Consider the following 20,135-nt stretch of genomic DNA (forward strand, 5'->3'; position numbering starts at 1 on the left):
TCCTGGCCCTTCCTACTGCCTTGCCCTGCTGCCTTGCTCGCGTTCGCCCGGCCCGGCTGTGGGACTCACCCCACCTCGTTCTCCGCCACCGCCTCGCCGTGGACCACCACGTCGCCGCCGTAGAACATGCCGGTGAAGACCGGGGAGTAGGTGAGCTGGACCTCGACCTGCACCTGGGCCGCGTCCGCCGTGACGCAGTGGGTCGCGGCGATGTCCGCGCCGGTCATGTCCATCTCGGCGGCGAAGGCCTTGACCCGGGCGTTGCAGTTCTCGTAGTTGATGGGGGCGGGGCCGCCCACGTCGTCGTAGAGGGCCTCGCGGTCGATGTCCTGGGCGGCGTAGCGGGCCGCCTGTTCGGCGATGTCCGCGGCGCGTTCGCGCTTCGAGATGGACATGCCGCCGTCGATGACGAAGGCCGACAGGGACAGGAAGACCAGGGCGAAGATGATGACCGCGCCGGCGCCCGAGCCGCGGTCGTCCAGCCGGGTGCGCCGGTCCGCGAGCCAGCCGCGTACCTGGGTTCTCACGCCGTCCTCCGGTACGGGTCCAGCGGGGAGCTGAAGGTCGCCGACAGGGTCGTGGGGATGTTCAGGCCGATCGCGTCCAGGCCGCGCACCTCGCAGCTCACCTCGACCGTGAAGAGGGTGTCCGGTTCGAAGCCCGCGCTCTTCTGGACGACCGAGACCGGGCCGGAGCACACGTCCGCGAGGTTGGCCTCGGCGGCCTTCTTCGCCTCCGCCATCGCCGTACCGTGGTCCTTCTGGATCGAGCCCGCGCGGGCCGCGTCCCTGGCGGCGCCGTCGAGTGCGCCGCGGCCGTCGACGAGCTGGCCGAAGGCCACCAGGACGAGGATGAAGAGGATCATCACGGGGGCCAGGATGACCACCTCGATGGTGGACAGCCCCCGGTCGTCGCCCTCGTTGCGCAGCGGCCGGCCGCCGCTGGGGCGGGAGGGGTTCATCTAGTTGCCCCCCTCCTGCACGAAGCGCTCGACCGGGCCCATCGACTGGGCGTGCACCGTCAGGTCCAGGCCCGGGAAGACGGTGGGGATACGGGCCGTGATCTCCACTCCGACCGTGTTCTGCTCCGGCTGGACCATCTTCACGTCGGGGGACAGGACCAGTTGCGGGCCGAGTTGGCGGATGTAGCTGTCGACCACGTCCCGGGCCTCGCCCCGCCACGCGCCGGGCTGGGCGTCCGCCGTCGCGCGGGCCTTGCGCGCGCCCGCCTGGGCCGCGGCCTGCGCCACGTGGTCCGCGAAGAAGTACAGACCGAACTGCACCGTCGCGAAGATCATGAAGAACAGGACCGGAGTGAGGAGCACGAACTCGATCGCGGTCATGCCGGAGTCGTCTCCGCGGGTGGTCGCGGCCTCCCGGGCGGCGTCCACCCTGTGGCGCACCCGTCTGTGCACGCCCCCGAGTGCGCCCTTGAGCACGCCGCGCACAGCGCCCGGCGTCCTCGTCCCCGTCTGTCCCGTCACGTCGTCCCCGTCACAGCGCCCATAGCTCCAGAGCCGCACGGCCGTACAGCGGCCGTGTACGGCCGGTCAGCAGGTCTTGCCCGCGTCCGCGCCCTTGATGCAGTCGCCGACCTTGTTGGCGCCGTCGCTGAGCGCGGCGTTGATGATGGCGGCCACCACGCCGACGATCGCGACGACGACCGCGGAGATGATGACCCACTCGACCGCGGAGGCCCCGCGGTCCAGCTCGCCGGAGCGGGCGCGCTCCACGCGGGCCCGCAGGAAGGTGATCAGGAAGTCGACGGGCACGATGCCCGTGGTGCCGGTGCGGAGGTTCCGTCCGTTCATGGTGGGTTCTGTCCTCTCGTGTCGGTTCTGGGAGCGAAGCGGCTCGGAGCTGCTCAGTCGGGGCTGCGGCGGGTACGCCGGACACTGCGTCACACCTGGAACACCCGCATCGCCGCCGGATAGATCAGGAACACCAGGAACCCGGCGCACAGCAGGAGCTGGGCCACGAGCATCGACTGGGACTTCTCGCCCGCGCTGCCCTCGATCTCGGAGAGTTCGCGGTGGCGCATGGTCTCGGCGCGTGAGGCGAGGGACTCGCGGACCTTGGCGCCGTCGTCCGCCACCAGGGCAAGGGAGGCGGAGAGGTCCTTGAGTTCCTCGACGCCCAGGTCCTCGCCGAGCTGCCCCAGCGCCTGCCACTGGCTGATGCCCGTGATGCGCGCGTCCGCCAGCGCGTTGCGGATGCGATGGGTGGCCCAGCCGTCCGACACCTCCGCCGCCGCCATCAGCGCCTCCGGCAGACCGCGGCCGCCGGCCAGGCTCATGGAGACCAGGTCCAGGTACGCCCCGATCACGCGCCGCAGGTCACGGCGCTTGTCGGCGGCGTCCCTGCGCACCTCCAGGTCGGGGAGGAAGAAGAAGAGTGCCGCGCAGAGCAGGGCCAGCCAGACCGGGATGATCGGACTGTCCCCGAAGCCGAGCTGCCAGACGATCGCGAACAGGAACGGGCCGAAGAACAGGCCGCCCACCGCCAGCAGCGCCTTCGTCGCCAGGAACTTCTCCCAGCTGCGGTCCAGCACCGCCAGGTCCGCGCGCAGCGAGCGCTGCTCCCAGCCCTGCTGGAGGTACAGCTCGGCGACCCGGGCGCCGACCTGGGCCCGCAGCGAACCGAGACGGCTGGTGTCCTTCGCCGCGCGGGACGACTCGTACGCCGCTCCGCGCGCCCGCATCGCGTCGATGCGGGCGACCTGCTGGATCGGGCTGCGTCTGCTCGGCATCAGAGCACGGACCAGGGCGTAGATGCCCAGGCCGGTGACGGCGCCGACCAGGACCGGCATGGTCAGGTTCATCGTCGTACCCCCTCGTCCCCAGACGCCGGCGACGGCTGGGACGGTTGCGGCAGGCGCTGTACGGGCTGGCCGGGGTGACCCGGCTGGCCCGGCGTGCGGGGGCGCACGAACTGGACGTCGGCGCCGTCCCGGACCAGGAAGCGCTCCGGAGTCTCGATGGTCGACAGCTTGCGCAGCCACCAGAAGCCCAGCGCGAACAGGCCGCACACGCAGACCAGGACCAGCTGGCCGACGGGCGAGCCGTACGGCTCGACGAAGTCCCGGTTGAAGATGGACAGGCCGAGGACGAAGAGGACCGAGACCGCGACCACGATCTGCACCGACCGGCGGGTCGACGCGCGCTGCGCCATCACGCGCTGGCGCATGTCGACCTCCTCGCGCGCCGACTTGGCGAGCGCGCCGAGGACCTGCCGCAGACCCGGGCCGCGCAGCCGTGCGTTGAGGATGAGGGCCGCGACGATGATGTCGGCGGACGCGTCGTCGATCTCGTCGGCGAGGTGCTGGAGCGCGTCGGGCAGCGGGGTGCGCGAACGCAGCCGGTCGACCAGGGCGTCCAGGTGGGGGCGGAGTACGGGAGCGGCGGCTCGGGCGGAGGCCGGGATGGCCTGCTCCAGGCCGACGGCGCCCGCGATGGTGTCCCGCAGCGACTCCGTCCACGAGGCGAGGGCCTCGACCCGCTTCATGGCGGCGCGTTCCTCGCCGGCGCCGCCGAAGAGGCGGTCCCAGAAGAAGACCAGGACGCCGGCCGCGATGCCGAGCACCGCCCAGCGGGTCAGGAGCAGGACGACGAGTCCGGCCAGGGCCGCGGCGGAACCGCGTCGGCCCGCCCACCGGATCAGCTCGTTGACGCGCTCGCTGGCCTGCCGCTTCTCGTGCTCGGGCTTGGCGGGCAGTCCGCGTACGGCGACGAGGAAGAGGGCCAGGCCGCCGCCGACGGCGACGCCGCAGCCGAGGGCGTACAGGATGGTGGTCGAGAACAGTCCGCCCATGGAACCGAGCGAGTCCAGTGCCGCGAGTGTCGTGGTGGTCGTCATCTCCATGTCCCCCTCACCCCCACGTTCCGTTGGGCCGGTAGCCGTAGGCGATGAGTTCCTCCAGGCAGGCGATGGGGGCGTGCGGGACGACCTGGCCGTCGGGCGTCTCGGCGAACACCTCGCTGGACAGCACCCGGCCGTCGACGCCGTTGACCTCGCGGACCGAGGTGACCATGCGCTGGAGACGGCCGCCGCTCTGGAAGTCGTTGCGCCGCTGGACGAAGACGACGAAGTTGACGGCGCCGGCCACCAGCATCTGGCTGGCCTCGATCGGCAGCCGCTCGGTCGCCTGGAGGGCGTACGTGGAGATGCGGTTGAAGACCTCGTGCGAGCTGTTGGCGTGGATCGTGGAGAGCGAGCCGTCGTTGCCCTGCGACATCGCGTTCAGCATGGTGACGATCTCGTCGCCGAGCACCTCGCCGACGATGACGCGGGAGGGGTTCATACGCAGGGAACGGCGGACCAGTTCCGCCATGGTGATGGCGCCCTGCCCCTCGGAGTTGGGCAGCCGCTCCTCGAACGCCACGACGTTGGGGTGGAGTTCGGGGAAGGTGTCCAGGCCCAGCTCCAGCGCGCGTTCCACCGTGATCAGCCGCTCGTGCGGTGGGATCTCGTTGGCGAGGGCGCGCAGCAGCGTCGTCTTTCCGGCGTTGGTGGCGCCCGCGATCATGATGTTCTTGCGGGCCCGGACCGCGCAGGCCAGGAAGTGGCCCAGCTCGGGGGTGAGGGTGCCGTTGCCGACCAGGTCGGAGATGAAGACCTTGCCCATGCGGGCGCGGCGGATGGAGAGCGCCGGGCGCCGGGCGACGTCCATGACCGCCGACAGACGCGAACCGTCCGGCAGCCTCAGGTCCAGCTGCGGGTTGGCGGAGTCGAAGGGGCGGGAGGACAGGCCGGAGTAGGCGCCGAGGATCTGGATCAGCTCGATGAGTTCCTCGTCGGTCTCGGCGACGGCCTCGCCGCGCGTCTCGCGCCCGTCGGAGTAGCCGACGAAGACGTGGTCGCAGCCGTTGATGTCGATGTTCTCGACCTCGGGGTCGTCGAGGAGCGGCTGGAGCCGGCCGACGCCGAAGAGCGCGGCGTGCACGGCGGCCGCGTACGCCTCCTCCGTCTCCGCGTCCAGCGGCGTACGCCCGCCGTTGATCTCGGCGCGGGCGTACTCCTCCAGTATCTGCGCGATGACGGCGCGCGCGTAGTGCCGTTCGTCCTCGGTGGACATCGGCGTGACGCCGCTGACCTGGTCCTGGCGGCGCTGCTCGGAGATGCGGTCGCCGGCGTCCTGCCGGAACCGCTTGACCAACGAGTGGTCGACAGCGGTCATCGGCCGGCCCCCGCGTGGCCGGGCATGCCGGGACCGGCGGGACCGGCCGGACCTGCGGCACCGGTGCCGGCGGGCATGGACCAGGCGGCGCCGAACTGCTGGTACAGGTCCGAGGTGACCTTGCGGGCCGAGCGGATGAGCAGCGACTTCTCCAGCCGCCCGCGCCTGCGTCCGGCCAACTGGTCGGCACCGGCCGGGTCGTCGGCGATCGTGCCGACCACGCGGGCGCCGGTCTGGGCGTGCACCAGCATGTCGTTGACCTGGCCGGAGAGCTTGGCCGCGTTGTTCGTGTCGGCGACGAGGACGACGCCAACCAACGGCAGGCCGAGGCCGGCGGCGCCCCGCGATCCGCCGTGCAGCTTGTGGGACAGCGCGGTGGCACGGTCCCGGACCCGGGCGATGGCCTCCGGCTCGGTACGGGAGAGGAGGAGGACGAGGGAGGCGTGCGGGAACAGCTCGGTCGCCGGGGAGTCCCCGCTGATCCGGCCGCAGTCGGCGATGACGTCGGCGGGGGCGTTCGGGGAGTCGGCGAGGGAGGCGAAGGCCCGGCCGAGGGTGGGCCACAGGCCCGCGAGCCCGGCGGCCTGCTCGGAGATGCCGAGGCCGACGAGGACGTCGAGGCCGCCGCTGAGCGGCTGTACGTGGTCCCAGAGCTGGTCGGGCACCAGGCCCCGGCGGGCGGTCGCGGCGATCGACAGCATGCCGGTGTTCGGGTTCAGCGGACCGCCGTGCGCGGCGGCCGACCGGTACACCAGGTCGCCGCCCGCCGGGTCGGTCTCGGCGAGCAGGACACGGCGCGGCCAGACCGCCGCCAGGGCGACGGCCGCGGTGGTGACGCCGGGGGAACCCTTGTCGGCGGCGAGGGCGATGAGGGCCATGGCTTCTTCGGTCGCCTTCTAGTTGCCGGGAATCAGAACGACGGCGACCTCGCCCGCGGACGCGGCCTGCGCCAGCGCCGCGGCGTCGGCGGCGTCGACGGTCAGCGTGACGGGCAGGTTGGTGCTGGTGATGCTGTCGCCCGAGGCGGCGGAGGCGTCCTCGACCACCGCGCGTTCGACCAGCAGCGAGCTGTCGGCACCGGCCGACCCGGAGGAGCCTTCCTGGTCCCCGCCGCCGGTGGACTTGTTGCCGACGCGGTAGACGGCGACGTTGTCGCCCGCTTCCAGGCCCTTCGGGTACTGACCCTCCTTGAGGGCGACGCCGACCGTGGCCTGGCCCTGCTCCATGCCGGTCTTCTTGGCGAACATCTGGCCCACGACGACGGTGCCGCCGTAGATCGTGGACTTGGCCTGGAGCTTCATCAGGCCCGCACGCTGCTCCCAGGGCACGAAGTCGGCGCCGGAGTCGTCGTTCACCATGACGACCTTGATGTTGTCGTCGGTGATGGACTCACCGGGCTTGATGTCGGCCGTCACCTGGATCGCCTCGACCCGGTCACCGACCTGCAGCACCAGCATCGTCGCGCCGAGCGCGCCCAGCAGGATCAGCAGCACCGCCAGCGCGGCCAGCGCCGGTTTGCGCTCGCGAGGAGGGCTGGGAAGCCGGTCTCCGACCGACGGCTGAGCCGGCGCCGCGGAACGTCCCGCGCCCGCCCCCGTACGCTCCTGGATCTTCACGCAACCGCTCCCCGTACAACCAAGAAAATTGCCTGCCACGTACTCACTCGGGCGTCGAGCGCCCAAGTACACAGAATCGTCTGCAGTTTCGGACACTTCACCCGTGACCGCCCGACCGATGACGTCCCGGGGCATCCCCGTACGCACCCGCCCGACCTGGGCAAATAGCCAGCAGTAAGGCGAGTGTCAAGCCACCGCACCGTATCAGCCGCACATAAGCCCCTCAAGGCATGCCCTCCTGTGCCCACAGACCCTGTCCACCGTTACTCATCTGCAACTTCGCATCGGTGGAGCCCCTTTGAGCAAGGCGCAGAAAGCAGCCACTCTCACTGTGCTCGCGCGAATAAGGAACGGCCAGAGCCCGACAGCATCCGGGTGCGGTTCGTCACGGTGCGCCCATGAGCCCTGCACGATTCACTCACGAGGTAGCCGACCGGCCGTGCCGTGATCTTCGCTCGGATCAGTAACGGGGCGGATACGCAGAGAGTATGGGATCGCGTCACCGATGGACCTACTTCCGGTGAGCGGGCCGGTTCCAGACTTCGAGAAAGGACGAGTTGCGCGAGATCCTGAACAACGCCATTGCCCTCGATGCGGCGCCGGCAACGGGCGTACAAGTACCGGACCTCTCCCCGCAGCCGCACCAATTGGCCGATGGCGGCTGAAGGCCTCTCCTGCGCTCCCTGACGCGCGTACTCGGCCCACACCTGGCCTGCCCCTACGTGGAAGCCCTTCTCGCGAAGCACGGCTCCCCGTCCCCGCCCAGGCTGAAGTAGCTCGGCGCTGAAGTAGCTCGGCGCTGAAGAAGCTGGGCCGCACCCGGCGCGGCCCTGCTCACAGTGAACGGCTCGTGCAAGCCCACCGGAGGCATCCGCGCCGATCGTGCCCGGACCTGCCACGGCCAACAGGGCACAAAGAGTCGTCCCGCAACTGAGTACGTGCAGGTGGCAGCCATGCTGCCCACGCCTCCACGAAAGCTGCTCGTGCTGCCCCGGACGACCTCGCTCCGCAGGCTCCGGAAGCCAGGGTCCGGTGGGCGTCGGGAGCCGTGGAGACGGGTACGGCGCCCGCCGGTGCGGGGAGCGGACTGACGCGCTATTGGCCGACGCCGCCCACGCGTCTATCGTGCCCCCGACGGGCCCGTCGAGGCTCGGCCGGCGCGGCACACCGGGGCGCCGGGAAGCCGCCGTCCACCGGGGGGATGAGGCATGAGACGGGGGCGTGGAGCGGCAGGTGCCGGAGCCGGTGCTCTGCTGGGCGGGGTGCTCGCGCCGCTGACCGAGCACCTCGGTTCGTCGCTCACCGACGGGGCGGCCGGGCAGCCCTGGGTCGCCTGGTCGTTGTTCGTCCTGCTGTGTGTCCTGGGCGGAGTGCTCGGCACATTCTTTCCTTCGAGCGGTGGCACCACCGCGGACGCCCCGCCTCCGCTCGCCCCCGGGCCCACCGAACCGGTCACCGGCGCGACGACCACCTCGCTGCGCCCGCCCCGTATCGAACGGCGCCTGCGCGGCCGGGAGGCGGAACTGGAGCGGCTCACCGCCTTGCTGCGCGACCCGGCGGAGAAGTTTGCGGTCGTCTGCGGGGTGGGCGGCGTCGGCAAGACCACGCTGGCAGCCGCCGTGGCCGCGCGGGCCGAAGCCGAGGGCTGGTCGGTCTTCTGGACCCGGTGGCGCGACCCCGGCACGACCGCCGACGACATGGTCAGAGTCGCGCTGGCCTGCGGGATGCCCGAAGAGAGTGTCCGGGCCGCCCGGTCCGGGCACGACAGCCTCCCGGATGCCGTGTGGCGGTACCTGGCAGGGCGCCGAAAATGGCTCGTGGTCCTCGACAACGCCGACGAGACCGAACGCCTGGGCGACGCGTCCGAGCCGGTCGCCCACTACCGAGGCTGGGTCCGACCGGACGGCCGCGGACTGCTGTTGGTGACCAGCCGCGACACCAGCGCGCAGACCTGGGGGCCCGCTGCCGACATCCTGCGGCTCGACCCCCTCGACACCGCCTCTGGTGGCCGGGTCCTGCTGGACTCCGCACCCGGCGCGGGCAGTCACGAGGAGGCGATGGCGCTCGCCGGCCGGCTTGGCGGCCTGCCCCTCGCGCTCCAGGCCGCCAGTCGCTACGTGGGGGCCGCGACGAGCCGTCACCGTGACTTCGCCGCCTACCGGGAGGCACTGGACCGGGAGGCGGAGCTGCTCGTCGGCACGGACCCGTCGGAGGCGCGCGATCCGGCCGTGGCCCGCACGTTCTTGCGCCACACCTGGGAACTGTCCCTTGACCAGCTCGACAGCGAGGGCCTGCCACTGGCCCGCCCCCTGCTGCGGCAGCTGGCCCTCTACGGGCCCGCCGCCATACCGCCCGTACTCGTCACGCCCCGGCTGATGACCACGGCGGTGGGCCGTTCAGTGAGCGCCGGGGAGGTCGACCGCGCCCTCGCCGCGCTGGAGCGCTTCGGGCTGCTCGGCACCGAATCCGAGGTGCCGGGCTCCGTCCTGCTCCATCCTCTGGTCCGCGAGATGAGCGCCCTGGCCCTGCGGTCGGACTCCGGCGCGGACCTCGACCGCTGTGTCCGCGCCCGGGCGGATGCCCTCGCCACGGCGGTGACCGGATTACCTGAAGGGCTGCCCGGCTGGCCCACGGCTCGGCTGCTGGCCCAGCACGCGCCGCTGCTGCTGTCCGCGCCGCGGACCGTCCCACTCACGGAGGCGGCAGCGGTCGTCGACCGGCTCGGGGACGTGCTCGGCGACTCGGGCGACTACGCTCTGCAACGCGTGGTCCGCCAGGCCGTGCTCGCCCGGCGCGAGCACGAGCTGGGGCCAGACCACCCCGACACGCTTCTGTCGCGCAACCACGTCGCCAACAGCGTGCTGAGTCTCGGGCACCATACCCAGGCACTCGCCGCCCACCGAACGGTGCTGGCCGCCCGCGAGCGCGTGCTCGGCCCCCGCCACCCCGACACCCTGGTGAGCCGGAACAACGTGGGTTTCGTCTGCGAGCTGCTTGGTGACTACGAGGAAGCCCAGGCGCTGCACGAGCACACCCTGGCCGACCGGCTCACGGTTCTGGGCCCCGACCACCGGCACACCCTGGTCAGCAGACAGAATCTCGCCAACTCCATCGACGGCCGGGGCGACCACCTGCTGGCCGTCAGCCTGCACCGGGAGGTCCTCGCCGACCGGCTCCGACTCCTGGGCCCGGACCACCGGGACACCCTCGCCAGCCGGAGCCATGTCGCCGAGTCGCTAAGCCGGTGCGGCGAACACGCCCGCGCGCTGGAACTGCACGGACAAGTACTGGCCGACCGTACGCGCGTCATGGGCCCCGACCACCCCTACACGCTGCTCAGCGGTCATCAGCTCGCCAGGGCGCTCAGCGACGCGGGTGACCACGCCGGTGCGGCGGACCGCTACGAACAGGTGCTCGCCCAGCGGCGGCGGGTGCTGGGCCCCGACCACCCCGACACTCGGGCCACCGAGCAGGGGCTCGCTCTCTGCCAGACGGAGCGCGCGGCCCGAGACCGGTCGGCGGCGGCATCCCGGGGGATTGGCCGGCGGGGCCGTGTCAGAACCCGACGATAAACACACGGTGAGCGTCCGGGGCACGACTCGGTCGCGCGTTCGCCTTTCCGGCGTGCTGGACAGGCCTTGGCCTTGGTCTTGGCAAGTCGGTCGACCTCGATCCAGTCCGCGTAGTGGTGCCGGCCCCGCTCGCCGCGGAGGTTCCGCAGCTGCGCGTCGGTGACCTCCTCGCCTGACGTCAGTCCGAGCACGAGGACGACCCATCGTCTGCCGGGACGCCGGCTTGCGGGTTGCAAGGCAGGAACTGCCGGTCGTACAGGTCGTACAGCACGGGCGCGCTCTCGCGAGCGGCCCACCTCGACCCTCCGAACACGCCGACGAGCACCGCCGCTCCGACCGCGACGAACAGCACGAGTCCGACACCGTCCGGCACCCGGAACCGACGGTCGCGATCCGTCGCCGCGTCCCTCAGCCGCTCACGCTCCGTCATACGCCCGATCCCACCTGCTCTGCCGCACGCCACCCCACGTGCCCATCACGACGGCCGCCCCGAAGAGCGTCGCCAGGAGCACGCCGTTGGAGCCGGCACGTCCGTCGTCGGGACTCGCGACGCCTTCGGGGTCGTACCGCACCCGCAGCTCGTCGCCCTTCGACGTCGAGTCCCGGCACCCCTCGCTCTCCGAGAGCGAGGGCGAGATGTCCTGTCCGTCGACGGTGCGCAGTTCGCAGTGGTTGGTGCTGCTGTAGTCCGCGCTGACGACCACGGCGTCGGCGGACACACCCCGATCCGCCAGGGCGGCCGTGCCCCCGGCGCCCGCGCCGAAAATGCCCAGGGCCACACCGGCGATCAGCGGCACGATCAACTGCCACGCCACTTTCCGCTTCCTGCGCGGCACGCGGCGCAGCAGGAGCACCGGGACCAGGAGCGACGCCAGCGGAAGGATCAGAATGGCGAACAGGCCGCCCACCCCACGCACCACGGTCGGAAGCGGCACGACGGGCCCCAGCCAGGCCAGTCCGAGCGAACCCCCGGCACAGAGCAGACTGAACGCCAGCCACCGCACCAGGTCGGACCTTGCCGCCCTGTCCTGGGATATGACATCAGCCACGTGACTCCTCGTCCCTCGCCAGCCCCTCGCGTGTCCAGAGCACCGTAGCGATTCCCGAGGCAGTTCACTCTGGCGAAACCGGGAAGCACGCAGATACCGTCAGTAGCCTTGACCTCACTTCTGTCTCACGGGGAGTCCACTGTGAAGCGCCGCTCTTTGCCCGTTGCTGCCGCGCTCGCCGCCTCAGCCGCCTTGCTGCTGACGGCCTGCGGGGGCGGGGACGACAAGTCCAGCGACAACGACAAGATCGCGGGAGCCGACCAGGGGACGGCGACTCCGAAGGAGTCCGTGAAGCCATCGATGGCACCGGCGGAGGACAATCCGGACGGCGTCGACGTGTCTCTCCCCAAGGACATGAACCTGGTCTTCGACTGGGACAAGCCGAAGGACGAGAACGAAGCGGCCGCGATGGAGGATGCGGCGAACTACATCCGCGCGATCTATCGGGGCGTCGACAAGCGCACGGCCAAGGACGCCGCCGTGGCCGCATACGCCACCGGCGACGGGCTGCACTACGCCGAGACGCAGATCAACAGCCGCATCGACGGCGGATGGACTTCGACCGGCACCCGCCGTCACTACGACGTCTCCACTCGATCCGCCTCCAACGGCAACTCGGTGGAGGTCGCCTTCTGCGTGGACTCCAGCAAGTTCTACGGGAAGGAGGTCAAGACCGGGAAGGTCCTCAAGAGCGAACCGAGCATCGCCGACTTCGACCACTTCGAAATCATCATGGTCAAGTACCCCACGGCCGAACACCTCTGGCAGGCCTCCAAGGTGTTCGTCGAGACGAAGGCGAAGCAGTGCCAGTGAAGGGGGTAGCGCGTACGGCACTGGGCGCCGGCACGGCAGCACTGATACTGGCCTTCGGCACTGTCGTACTCGGTGCGCCGGTCCACGCCGCGGAACCGACGGCGAACGACCAGGGCGCCGGCACCAAAGAGGAGGGCGGCCGCAAGGATTCCGGCATCTACGCCGCCGTCCGCATCCAGTACTCCGGATCCGTCGCCCCGAACGGCGGCAAGGGAAACGTGACGTCCGCCGACGTCGACTGGACTCCCCCGCCCTGCTGGTACGCCCCCTACCTCGGCGCCAAGGACTTCAAGAAGACGATGTCCGCCGAGATAGAGGAGGCCGCGAGCGCGCCCGGCATGACCGGGACCCCCGCTGCGGCGATCGGCCAGACGAAGGCGCACTACGAGGACGAGTACGGCTGGACGGACACCCCCGGTTACAAGGACTACAACGTCGCCAAGGACGGCGAGGGCATGTTCTGGGCCGGCGTCGAGAATCCCAACGAGCCCGACTTCCTCAAGCGGAACTCCTGCACCGACCTCCCGTTCTGGGTCGACAACGGCGAGGCCCCGCCGCCCCAGTACGAGGAGGCCATCACCCCGGAGATACTCGCCGCCCTCGCGTACCAGCACATGGAGCTTCCCGGCACCGAGGTCACTCTCGCCCCCGCCCAGACCACGAAGGTGAACCTGCCGACCTGGGCCTGGCTCGACAAGGCCGACTTCCACGAGGTCCAGGCCACGGCCGCCATCGCCGCCCCGGGCTTCGCCCTCACGGCGACGACCACCGCCAAACCCGTGTCCCTCAAGCTGGAGCCGGGCACTCCGGACGCCGTGACCTACCCGGCCTCCGGCGAGTGCACGATCAACGACGACGGCTCCATCGGCGAGCCCTATGCCAGGGGCAACGCAGACCGGACCCCGCCCTGCGGCGTCAAGTACCTCCGCTCCTCCGGAGACGGCACCTTCGACCTCCAGGCCACCATCACCTGGGAGATCGCCTGGACCGGCACCGGTGGCGCGGGCGGCGACCTCCCCGACGGCACCTTCGAGAACGGACAGGCCGTCACGGTGCAGGAAATCCAGTCGATCAACCGATGACAACCCCACAGAGCAGGCAGCCATGTCGTTCCTGAAGTTCTTCTCCGACGACGTCAAGGAGATGGCGAAAGCACTGGAGAACAGCGGCGGCCGCATGAAGGAGGCGTCGCAGGAAATGAAGCGGGCCGACTCCAGCCAGGTCGGACATTCCGAACTCCAGTCCGCCTGCGATGACTTCGCCGATTCCTGGGACTACGGATTCGGGCAGTTGTCCAAACTGACGAAGGGCGTCTCCAAGTTCGCCGACAAGGCGTCCGAGGAGTTCCTCAAGATGGATCAGACGCTCTACGACGAGCTGAAGAAGTCCGCGACGAAGCCCAAGAAATGACCGCTCACGCCTCGACGCGCGGCGGCCACTCCACGCCCGCCGCGGACAGGCGGTTGAGATGTGTACGCCTCCGCCGTCGCGTCACGCCGAGACCGACGAGGTAGAAGGCGAAGAAGACGACCCAAATTCCCACCGCGACGAGGACGTTCCTCACCGTGTACCCGGGAAAGATGAGGAAGATCGCCATGACGACCGGCAGAATGAGGATGTTGCTCAGGACGCGCGGGTTGTACCGGCCGCTCGCGTCGACGACCATCTGCGAGTAGAGCAGTTCCACCCGGGGCCGCGCCTCCGGGACCGGCGTGAGGCCGAGTGCCGGGCGCATGCCCGGCAGCGGGGTCCGGCCGGGAGCCTGCTGGTGAGCGGCCTGGAGAGCAGTGGCCCGCGTCCGAGCGTCAGGCATGCGGACGAACAGGAAAAAGGGATTGTTCAGAGCGGCGTTTCCGGGGGCGTGCCCGACATAGCGATATCCGAAGCTCTCGGCGACGTACGCGAATGCCGCGAATTTCTTCAGGCCAGGGAAATGCGGTCTGACCGTGAACTCGCGGGCCTCCTCCGCGACAGCCTTCATCAGCTCGTTCAGGAGATGCCGTTCGTCCATGACCGTCTCCTCCTCGGCTCGTACGGGGACGGCCCCATCGTGACATACGGGCGCCGCTGGTAACTTACCGGCTCAGCCAGCACAAAAGCACGGGGAGAAGTCCGATGAGTTCCGAAAAATACCCGAATCTGGGGTTCGATCCAGCTCCCGGCGATCTTGAGGCCGTCCGGGACCTGGTGAAGGCGGTGGGCCGTGTCACCAGTGGCAGCGACACGGCCCAGACGGAGCTGAGCAAGATGGGAACGGTGGACGGAATTTGGGCGGGCAAGGCCGCCACGTCGTTCCAGGACACCTACTCACCCGTTCCTCCGTACCTGAAGAAGGCGCTGGGGTCGCTGGACACCGCGCACCGGGCGCTCAGCGGCTGGGAAACGCAACTGGACGGATTCCAGACCAGGGCGCGAAAGCTGGAGGAAGAGGCGGCGGAAGCCACTAGGAAGGTCAACTCCGCACAGTCAGCGGTGAATTCGCTGCCCTCGTCCGCCGAGGGGCTGTCGGACGCGGACGAGAAGAAGCACGAGAAGGACGCCAAGGAGAAGAAGAAGTCCCTGGAGACCGCCACCGGCGAACTGACCGCGATCCGCAGCCGGGCGCACTCGCTCCAGAGCGAGCACGGACAGGCAGCGGCAGACGTCACGCGTCTGGTCAAAGGTGCCGCGGACGACGCGCCGCCCGAGCCCGGCTGGTTCGAGGAAGCGCTGGACGCGGTGGGAGACCTGCTCTCGGACGCCTGGGACACCATCACGGACCCGAACTTCTGGAAGCTGATCGGCGACGTGCTGGCGGACATCGCGATGGTCGTCGGCGTTCTCGCGATCTTCTTCTCCGGTCTCGGTGTGGCCGCGTTCATCATCGCGGGGCTGGCGCTCGCCTTCCACCTGGCCGCCAAGGCCGGCGGGGCCGACGTCACCTGGGAGACCATCGCGTGGGACGCCGTCGGTGTGTTCGCCGGCGGCCTCAGCCTGGCCGGCGCCCGGCTCGCCCAGTCCGGCCGCGCCCTGGTCAACGCCGGCCGGGAGCTGCGGCTGTCCTCCGGCTTCATGAAGGCACTCGGCAATGTCCGGTTCGGCAACCTCCTCAACGGCCTGCGCGGACTTCCCAGCGGTGTCGCCAACTCCGCACGGGGGCTGGGCATGGCGGGCAAGGGCTGGTCGTTCGTCGCTGCCGGCACCGCCGTCGACAAGGCGGCGACGTGGACCGGTGCCGCGCTGGCGATCGGCTCCAACATGCACAACGGCACGTGGGACCAGGGGCGGTGGACGGACGGCGAATTCAAGATCGGTGACATACCGGTCGTGGGGCCGTTCATGGACTACTTCGGTGCCACCGACGGCGGCGAGGTCATGGCGCCCGGGCCGGCGTCCCCCACCTTCGACACGCAGACCGCCCTCAGCTCGTCTGGCAACACCTTCACCAAGCACCTCGACCCCTCGCAGATGGGTACGGCCGCATGAGCGCGGTGTCCCACGGCCCGACCGATGACATCGAGCGCGGCGCGACCGCTCCGTTCCACTACGCCTTCCACCACGACGTTCCGGACGAGTTCGTCCGGCTCCCGGAACCCGCGGAGTCCGACGGCTGGCGCGAGGCCATGGCGGAACTGCTGCCGGGGGCGGACGCGGAGGCACGGGACGCCGCCAGCGAGGGCCTGCGCCGCCAGCTGCCACTGCTGAGCGCCAGGGATAACGTGCTCCTCACCGCGATGTGCGTCGGCACGGAGGAAGTGGACGGCGGCGAGCGCCTGTCCATGGGCCTGCTCGCGGTCACCGTTCGCCCGAGCGAGCACAGCCCCGCCCGTCGGCTCTTCACCGCCGAGGGCATCTACCGGGCGACCGCCAAGAAGTTCTTCTCCCACGTCGCCGAGGACCGCCTGGAAGAGATCAGCTTCCCGCTGGGAGAGGGTCTGCAAGGGCCGCAGGACATGGTGCTGGCCACGAAGCTCCCGTGCGGCCCGGGTGTCATGTCGACGTCCCTGCGCACGCTGCGGCTGCCCCCGATCGAGGCCGGGATCGCCGTACCGCCCCTTCCGATGGCAGCCCTGCAGCTGATCGTCCCGGCGCCGCACGGGTACTGCGTGTACGTCACCATCTCCACTCCGTCGGTCTTCCTGCTGGACTCCTACAGCGCACGCCTGGCCCACATCGCCCGCACGCTCGGATTCGGCGAGCCGACCTGAAACGCCGCGGCGCCGACCCGCGCTTCGCCACGGTCGGGTGCGCCCACGACCACACAGTCGCATCTTCCGCGAATTGCCCCGCCGTCCGGCGCAATTGACTCTGGCGAACCACGACCCTCGCCTATACCGTCAGTAGCCTTGATCGCACTTCTGTCCCACGGGGAGTCCACTGTGAAGCGCCACCCCATACCCGTTGCCATCCTGCTCGAGGCGGCAGGACCGCCACTCACGGCCGGTGGCGACGAGGATCACGGATCCAGACCAGTGGCATGCACTGGCCTGCGCAGGACTCCACGGCGATCAGGGGGACAAGCGTCATGAGCGACAGAACACGAGCAGATCTCGACATCATACGAGATTGCTCCGACTCACTGTTCCGAATACATCGCGAGTTCAAAGAGCACGGGAACCCCGCCGAGGAATACAGCGACGAGCTGGGCAGCAAGGACCTGCGTGACGTTTTTGGAGAGTTTTCAGACACCTGGAAGAAGACTCGAAAGAAACTCATGAAGGACATCGAGAACCTGGCGAAGTTCACCAAGACCGCGGCGGACACGTACGACGATGTCGATCACAAGCTTGCCGAGGCCCTCCGGGATGCCCGCAAGAAGTCGAAGGGGAAGAAGTGAGTTCGCGGCCACGCGATTGGGAACCCCTCCACGACGGCGACCCCATACCCGGAGACCCCTACGAGGTTGCCGGACTCGGCAAGAAGCTCCGCAAGATGGCGGACGAGATCGACAAACAGTCTCGAAACATCAGAGCCCTGTCGTCCGTCGACGGATGGGACAGCGATGCCGGGCGCGCCTTTCACGAGATAGCGGACGGCGCGTCGGGTCGCCTCAAGCGAGCGTTCGATCGCTATGACGAAGCGGCCAAGGCGTTGGGCACGAAGGTTGTCGACGGCGAGGAATCAAAAGAGTACGCCAGCGAGTTGCACCGGGCTCAAAAGGTCGCGGACAAGGCTCTGCAGAAGTACCGCGAGGCGGAGACGGATCACAAAACCGCCATCGGCGACCTCAAGCAGTACGAAGGGACCGTTCCGTCACGCGACGACGTGACGGACCGCACTCGTCTCGAGAAGAAACGTGACGCCGCTATGGGTGTCATCCGCGAGTGCCACAGCGAAATCGGCCGAGCCAAGATCATACGTGACGACGCGGCGAAGGCAGCTGCCAAGCACATCAAGAACATCGTGCATCACGACGGCGTGCGCGATCCCGGCGGGATCATGAACTTCCTCGCCGACTGGGCCGACAGACTGTCCAACGTCTCAGCGATCCTGTCCGTACTGGCAGTTATCTGCGCCTTTGTGCCTCCACTCCAGATACTGGCTCCGATCTTTGCGGGCCTGTCGGTCGTCACAAGCGCCCTGGCATTGGCAGGCCACATCTACGACATGACGGCGCGCGGGGGCAAGTTCAGCGCCTCACGACTGTTCTTCGACGCCTTGGGCGTTATGCCGGGGCTGGGAGCACTGAAGGGATTCAAGGCTCTCAAGGGACTGTCCAAGCTGCGCGGCCTACGATTCAGTGGCGGCGCCGCGTTGGAAGGTGTCGGCTTCAAGTTCTTCAACGGTATCGCCGTCAACACGGTGAACAAGATCCTCGTGAAGGCCGGGAAGCCGGTCATCGCGGGTGAGAAGCTCACCGCCGCCATCAAAACAGGCGGGTTCGCCAGCGCCATGGTGAAGATCTTCACTGGTCACGACGGCAAGGCGACCGGCGACCCGGGAGACCCCGGAGTCCCGCCGAAGGTCACGCCCAGCCCCTCTCCCCAGCCGGCTCCCACGCCGTCGCCCGCACCCTTCCACACTGCCCTGGCCCGATAGCCCCCATCCCCCACACAAGGAGAACGACTTCGATGCCGGCAGAAGACCAGGAACTCGGACCAGACGAGTACAAGGCCCGCGGCAACATCGTCAGGAAGATGGTGCCCGGCGAAGTACTGTTCCGCGTGCCGGAAGCGCGGGACCTGGCAATCTCCGAGGGAAGACGCCTGCACTACGACTTTCTTGATGACGCAGCCGTCCTCAAGCTTTTGCGCCTTCGCCACCTGGACGACGTGAAGCTGCACAGCGCAGGAATGAAGCTGGGTATTCCTTCCGCGCTGATCATCGCAGCCGCGTTCGTCTACTGGGGCGGCTACGTCCAGTACTGGGAATCATCGAAGTCCCAGGCCATGTACTACGCGGCGTGCGGTGCGGTCCTTGCCCTCATGGTCCTGCTCTACGTCATCTCACTCACCCGGCACTGGGGAAACCGACCGCGGCAGAAAATGCGTGCCCGAGCGGCCGCCTACCGGAAGATCGCGCACGTCGCCGCGGAGCACGGCGCCGAGTTGCCCGGCTTCTACCCGCACTACGGCGCCTACCCCTTCGCCGCCACCTTCCACGCCGACGCGGCGGAACTGGAACTTCCCGACGGAGCGACCCCGCGATGACTACGGCCACCTCGGAGAACGGACTTGCCTCGGTGTCCGAGGGCGAGGCGGTCCACGTTCGCTGGATCATGCCCGAGGGCTTCTTCGAGTTGCCCATGGATGTGGAATCCATCGACGAACTCGCTGATGAGCTGATCTCTCTGGCCCAGCGGGTGATGCCGGACGCGCCCGAGAACATGCAGTACCAGTGGGCCGCTCTCTGCGCGGGCAACTACGACGCCTTCGTCGAGGGCGGGATCCAGTACGCCGGATTCGTCATCACAGAAGTCGACGGCACACGCTGCGCGGCCACGGTCCATGTCTCCATGACGGAGCTCGCGGACGAGGCCCGACTGCGCCCGATCCTTGCCACGGCCGGGGCGCTGCGTGACCTCGGTCAGGGCGAGGTCACGGAGATCGACCTTCCTTGCGGTCCCGCGGTGTCGTTGATCGGTGCCCGGCGGTCCGTCGTCGACGCGGCGCTCGCCCCTTCCGGGCATGACGAACCGTTCTGGACGTCGTTCATCCAAGCTCACGTCCCCCTGCCCAACGGCACTGTCGTCGTGCTCGAAATGGTGACTCCGACGCAGGAAGGGTGGGACGTCTTCTCCGCCATGTTCGCCGGTATCCTCAAGTCCCTCTGCTTCTTCGACGACAAGGGCACGCCCGTGGGGCTCGGCACGTGACGACGACCCACCGAAGCCGGCCACCGGACGACTATCGGCTCCTCGTTCCTCGCGACTGGTTCCGCATCGACCTGATGGTCGACCGATGGCGACCTCAGCTGAAGAAGTTCGTCGACCAACAGGCAACACGCAGGCAGATGTCCACCGATGCCGGTCGCGAACTCTGGGCCTCCTTGCGTAACGCGGTGGAGACCGGTGTGTCCCAGGGAGCTCTGGAGCTCTACCTGCGAACGGATGTCGTCGCCGGTACGGGCGCCCCGGCGACTCTGATGGTCTCCCTGCTGCCCATGCGAGATGCGCTGCATGCCTCACCGGAAGAATTCGCCCAGGCCTTGCGGGGCCGGGAAGAGGGCGGCGCGACCGTCTCCGTCTCCAGCCTGCCGGCCGGATCCTGTGTACGCGTCTCCACGACGACGGCACTTGATTACTACGTCGAGATGCCGGGTGGGGCGGGCTACATCCTGCTCTCGTTCACCGTTCCGCTGAGTGGTGTGGAAAGCCCCTTGGGCGAGCTGTGCGAGGCCATGGCCGGCTCCTTGCGCTGGATCCACAACGCCGCACCACAGGAACAGCGGTGATCTGGAAGCCGGGCCCGGGTGAGACGCTCCTCGCCCGG

At 69.2% G+C, this 20,135-nt stretch carries 23 protein-coding genes; 11 read left to right on the forward strand and 12 right to left on the reverse strand.

Going from position 1 to position 20,135, the window contains the following annotated elements:
- Positions 1-65: 65 nt before the first annotated feature.
- From R2E43_RS15775 to R2E43_RS15815, 9 genes are all read right to left on the reverse strand, one after another.
- Positions 66-527, reverse strand: a complete 462-nt coding sequence (locus tag R2E43_RS15775; protein ID WP_003974409.1) for a TadE/TadG family type IV pilus assembly protein — start codon at positions 525-527, stop codon at positions 66-68.
- Entirely contained in the window at positions 524-961 is a 438-nt protein-coding gene (locus tag R2E43_RS15780) for a TadE/TadG family type IV pilus assembly protein (protein WP_003974410.1), read from the reverse strand. The genes R2E43_RS15775 and R2E43_RS15780 overlap by 4 nt, the downstream gene beginning before the upstream one ends.
- Positions 962-1,342, reverse strand: a complete 381-nt coding sequence (locus tag R2E43_RS15785) for a TadE family protein (protein WP_202493508.1) — start codon at positions 1,340-1,342, stop codon at positions 962-964.
- A gap of 207 nt (positions 1,343-1,549) precedes the next feature.
- The gene (locus R2E43_RS15790; protein WP_016326983.1) at positions 1,550-1,810 is read right to left on the reverse strand and encodes a hypothetical protein; all 261 of its coding nucleotides are present in this window, start codon (positions 1,808-1,810) and stop codon (positions 1,550-1,552) included.
- Between the two features lie 89 nt (positions 1,811-1,899).
- The gene (locus R2E43_RS15795; protein WP_003974413.1) at positions 1,900-2,820 is read right to left on the reverse strand and encodes a type II secretion system F family protein; all 921 of its coding nucleotides are present in this window, start codon (positions 2,818-2,820) and stop codon (positions 1,900-1,902) included.
- The gene (locus tag R2E43_RS15800) at positions 2,817-3,860 is read right to left on the reverse strand and encodes a type II secretion system F family protein (protein WP_016326982.1); all 1,044 of its coding nucleotides are present in this window, start codon (positions 3,858-3,860) and stop codon (positions 2,817-2,819) included. The genes R2E43_RS15795 and R2E43_RS15800 overlap by 4 nt, the downstream gene beginning before the upstream one ends.
- A 7-nt stretch (positions 3,861-3,867) precedes the next feature.
- Positions 3,868-5,175 (reverse strand): CpaF family protein, encoded by a 1,308-nt coding sequence (locus R2E43_RS15805; RefSeq protein ID WP_011029708.1) that lies wholly within the window; start codon positions 5,173-5,175, stop codon positions 3,868-3,870.
- Positions 5,172-6,053, reverse strand: a complete 882-nt coding sequence (locus R2E43_RS15810) for a hypothetical protein (protein WP_093456743.1) — start codon at positions 6,051-6,053, stop codon at positions 5,172-5,174. Before R2E43_RS15810 ends, R2E43_RS15805 begins: the two co-directional genes overlap by 4 nt.
- Positions 6,054-6,071: 18 nt before the next feature.
- On the reverse strand, positions 6,072-6,791 hold the full coding sequence (locus R2E43_RS15815) for a hypothetical protein (RefSeq protein WP_030867402.1): 720 nt from the start codon (positions 6,789-6,791) through the stop codon (positions 6,072-6,074).
- Between the two features lie 1,208 nt (positions 6,792-7,999).
- Here R2E43_RS15815 and R2E43_RS15820 point away from each other — a divergent pair.
- A complete protein-coding gene (locus R2E43_RS15820) occupies positions 8,000-10,363 on the forward strand; it encodes a tetratricopeptide repeat protein (protein ID WP_319123424.1) in 2,364 nt (787 codons plus the stop codon).
- A 178-nt stretch (positions 10,364-10,541) separates the two neighbouring features.
- Here R2E43_RS15820 and R2E43_RS15825 read toward each other — a convergent pair whose 3' ends face one another.
- A complete protein-coding gene (locus R2E43_RS15825) occupies positions 10,542-10,793 on the reverse strand; it encodes a hypothetical protein (protein ID WP_326650418.1) in 252 nt (83 codons plus the stop codon).
- On the reverse strand, positions 10,780-11,412 hold the full coding sequence (locus R2E43_RS15830) for a hypothetical protein (RefSeq protein WP_332056293.1): 633 nt from the start codon (positions 11,410-11,412) through the stop codon (positions 10,780-10,782). The genes R2E43_RS15825 and R2E43_RS15830 overlap by 14 nt, the downstream gene beginning before the upstream one ends.
- Before the next feature lie 141 nt (positions 11,413-11,553).
- Between R2E43_RS15830 and R2E43_RS15835 the strand changes: the two genes are divergently transcribed.
- The 3 genes from R2E43_RS15835 to R2E43_RS15845 are packed head-to-tail and all read left to right on the forward strand — an operon-like array spanning position 11,554 to position 13,635.
- Positions 11,554-12,225, forward strand: coding sequence for a hypothetical protein (locus tag R2E43_RS15835; protein ID WP_016326979.1), 672 nt, complete (start codon positions 11,554-11,556; stop codon positions 12,223-12,225).
- Positions 12,222-13,307, forward strand: coding sequence for a hypothetical protein (locus R2E43_RS15840; RefSeq protein ID WP_319123426.1), 1,086 nt, complete (start codon positions 12,222-12,224; stop codon positions 13,305-13,307). Before R2E43_RS15835 ends, R2E43_RS15840 begins: the two co-directional genes overlap by 4 nt.
- 22 nt (positions 13,308-13,329) lie before the next feature.
- Complete coding sequence (locus R2E43_RS15845; RefSeq protein WP_003974422.1) at positions 13,330-13,635, forward strand: hypothetical protein; 306 nt, start codon at positions 13,330-13,332, stop codon at positions 13,633-13,635.
- A gap of 4 nt (positions 13,636-13,639) precedes the next feature.
- On the opposite strand, the gene R2E43_RS15850 is transcribed toward R2E43_RS15845, so the two are convergent.
- Positions 13,640-14,236 carry a hypothetical protein gene (locus R2E43_RS15850; RefSeq protein WP_003974423.1) on the reverse strand — a complete coding sequence of 199 codons (597 nt, stop codon included), beginning with the start codon at positions 14,234-14,236 and terminating at the stop codon, positions 13,640-13,642.
- Positions 14,237-14,340: 104 nt separating this feature from the next.
- On the opposite strand from R2E43_RS15850, the gene R2E43_RS15855 reads away from it, so the two are divergent.
- The 7 genes from R2E43_RS15855 to R2E43_RS15885 all read left to right on the forward strand — a co-directional run bounded on the left by R2E43_RS15855 (position 14,341) and on the right by R2E43_RS15885 (position 20,097).
- The gene (locus R2E43_RS15855) at positions 14,341-15,690 is read left to right on the forward strand and encodes a putative T7SS-secreted protein (RefSeq protein ID WP_003974424.1); all 1,350 of its coding nucleotides are present in this window, start codon (positions 14,341-14,343) and stop codon (positions 15,688-15,690) included.
- Complete coding sequence (locus tag R2E43_RS15860) at positions 15,687-16,412, forward strand: hypothetical protein (RefSeq protein ID WP_332056294.1); 726 nt, start codon at positions 15,687-15,689, stop codon at positions 16,410-16,412. The genes R2E43_RS15855 and R2E43_RS15860 overlap by 4 nt, the downstream gene beginning before the upstream one ends.
- 317 nt (positions 16,413-16,729) lie before the next feature.
- Positions 16,730-17,041 carry a hypothetical protein gene (locus R2E43_RS15865; protein ID WP_016326977.1) on the forward strand — a complete coding sequence of 104 codons (312 nt, stop codon included), beginning with the start codon at positions 16,730-16,732 and terminating at the stop codon, positions 17,039-17,041.
- Complete coding sequence (locus R2E43_RS15870; RefSeq protein ID WP_003974427.1) at positions 17,038-18,243, forward strand: putative T7SS-secreted protein; 1,206 nt, start codon at positions 17,038-17,040, stop codon at positions 18,241-18,243. The genes R2E43_RS15865 and R2E43_RS15870 overlap by 4 nt, the downstream gene beginning before the upstream one ends.
- A 32-nt stretch (positions 18,244-18,275) precedes the next feature.
- Positions 18,276-18,854, forward strand: a complete 579-nt coding sequence (locus R2E43_RS15875) for a hypothetical protein (RefSeq protein WP_003974428.1) — start codon at positions 18,276-18,278, stop codon at positions 18,852-18,854.
- 32 nt (positions 18,855-18,886) lie between these two features.
- A complete protein-coding gene (locus tag R2E43_RS15880; protein WP_234308137.1) occupies positions 18,887-19,519 on the forward strand; it encodes a hypothetical protein in 633 nt (210 codons plus the stop codon).
- Complete coding sequence (locus tag R2E43_RS15885; protein ID WP_003974430.1) at positions 19,516-20,097, forward strand: hypothetical protein; 582 nt, start codon at positions 19,516-19,518, stop codon at positions 20,095-20,097. Before R2E43_RS15880 ends, R2E43_RS15885 begins: the two co-directional genes overlap by 4 nt.
- The last annotated feature ends 38 nt before the right edge of the window (positions 20,098-20,135 follow it).

Source organism: Streptomyces violaceoruber, assembly GCF_033406955.1.
Classification (GTDB): domain Bacteria; phylum Actinomycetota; class Actinomycetes; order Streptomycetales; family Streptomycetaceae; genus Streptomyces; species Streptomyces violaceoruber.

What these genes read in the sequence shown, in the direction of transcription:
- R2E43_RS15825 (WP_326650418.1), bottom strand. Translation starts at nt 10,793, where the DNA reads ATGACGGAGCGTGAGCGGCTGAGGGACGCGGCGACGGATCGCGACCGT.
- R2E43_RS15805 (WP_011029708.1), bottom strand. Translation starts at nt 5,175, where the DNA reads ATGACCGCTGTCGACCACTCGTTGGTCAAGCGGTTCCGGCAGGACGCC.
- R2E43_RS15875 (WP_003974428.1), top strand. Translation starts at nt 18,276, where the DNA reads ATGCCGGCAGAAGACCAGGAACTCGGACCAGACGAGTACAAGGCCCGC.
- R2E43_RS15850 (WP_003974423.1), bottom strand. Translation starts at nt 14,236, where the DNA reads ATGGACGAACGGCATCTCCTGAACGAGCTGATGAAGGCTGTCGCGGAG.
- R2E43_RS15780 (WP_003974410.1), bottom strand. Translation starts at nt 961, where the DNA reads ATGAACCCCTCCCGCCCCAGCGGCGGCCGGCCGCTGCGCAACGAGGGC.
- R2E43_RS15795 (WP_003974413.1), bottom strand. Translation starts at nt 2,820, where the DNA reads ATGAACCTGACCATGCCGGTCCTGGTCGGCGCCGTCACCGGCCTGGGC.
- R2E43_RS15810 (WP_093456743.1), bottom strand. Translation starts at nt 6,053, where the DNA reads ATGGCCCTCATCGCCCTCGCCGCCGACAAGGGTTCCCCCGGCGTCACC.
- R2E43_RS15820 (WP_319123424.1), top strand. Translation starts at nt 8,000, where the DNA reads ATGAGACGGGGGCGTGGAGCGGCAGGTGCCGGAGCCGGTGCTCTGCTG.
- R2E43_RS15865 (WP_016326977.1), top strand. Translation starts at nt 16,730, where the DNA reads ATGAGCGACAGAACACGAGCAGATCTCGACATCATACGAGATTGCTCC.
- R2E43_RS15790 (WP_016326983.1), bottom strand. Translation starts at nt 1,810, where the DNA reads ATGAACGGACGGAACCTCCGCACCGGCACCACGGGCATCGTGCCCGTC.
- R2E43_RS15785 (WP_202493508.1), bottom strand. Translation starts at nt 1,342, where the DNA reads ATGACCGCGATCGAGTTCGTGCTCCTCACTCCGGTCCTGTTCTTCATG.
- R2E43_RS15860 (WP_332056294.1), top strand. Translation starts at nt 15,687, where the DNA reads ATGAGCGCGGTGTCCCACGGCCCGACCGATGACATCGAGCGCGGCGCG.
- R2E43_RS15800 (WP_016326982.1), bottom strand. Translation starts at nt 3,860, where the DNA reads ATGGAGATGACGACCACCACGACACTCGCGGCACTGGACTCGCTCGGT.
- R2E43_RS15855 (WP_003974424.1), top strand. Translation starts at nt 14,341, where the DNA reads ATGAGTTCCGAAAAATACCCGAATCTGGGGTTCGATCCAGCTCCCGGC.
- R2E43_RS15845 (WP_003974422.1), top strand. Translation starts at nt 13,330, where the DNA reads ATGTCGTTCCTGAAGTTCTTCTCCGACGACGTCAAGGAGATGGCGAAA.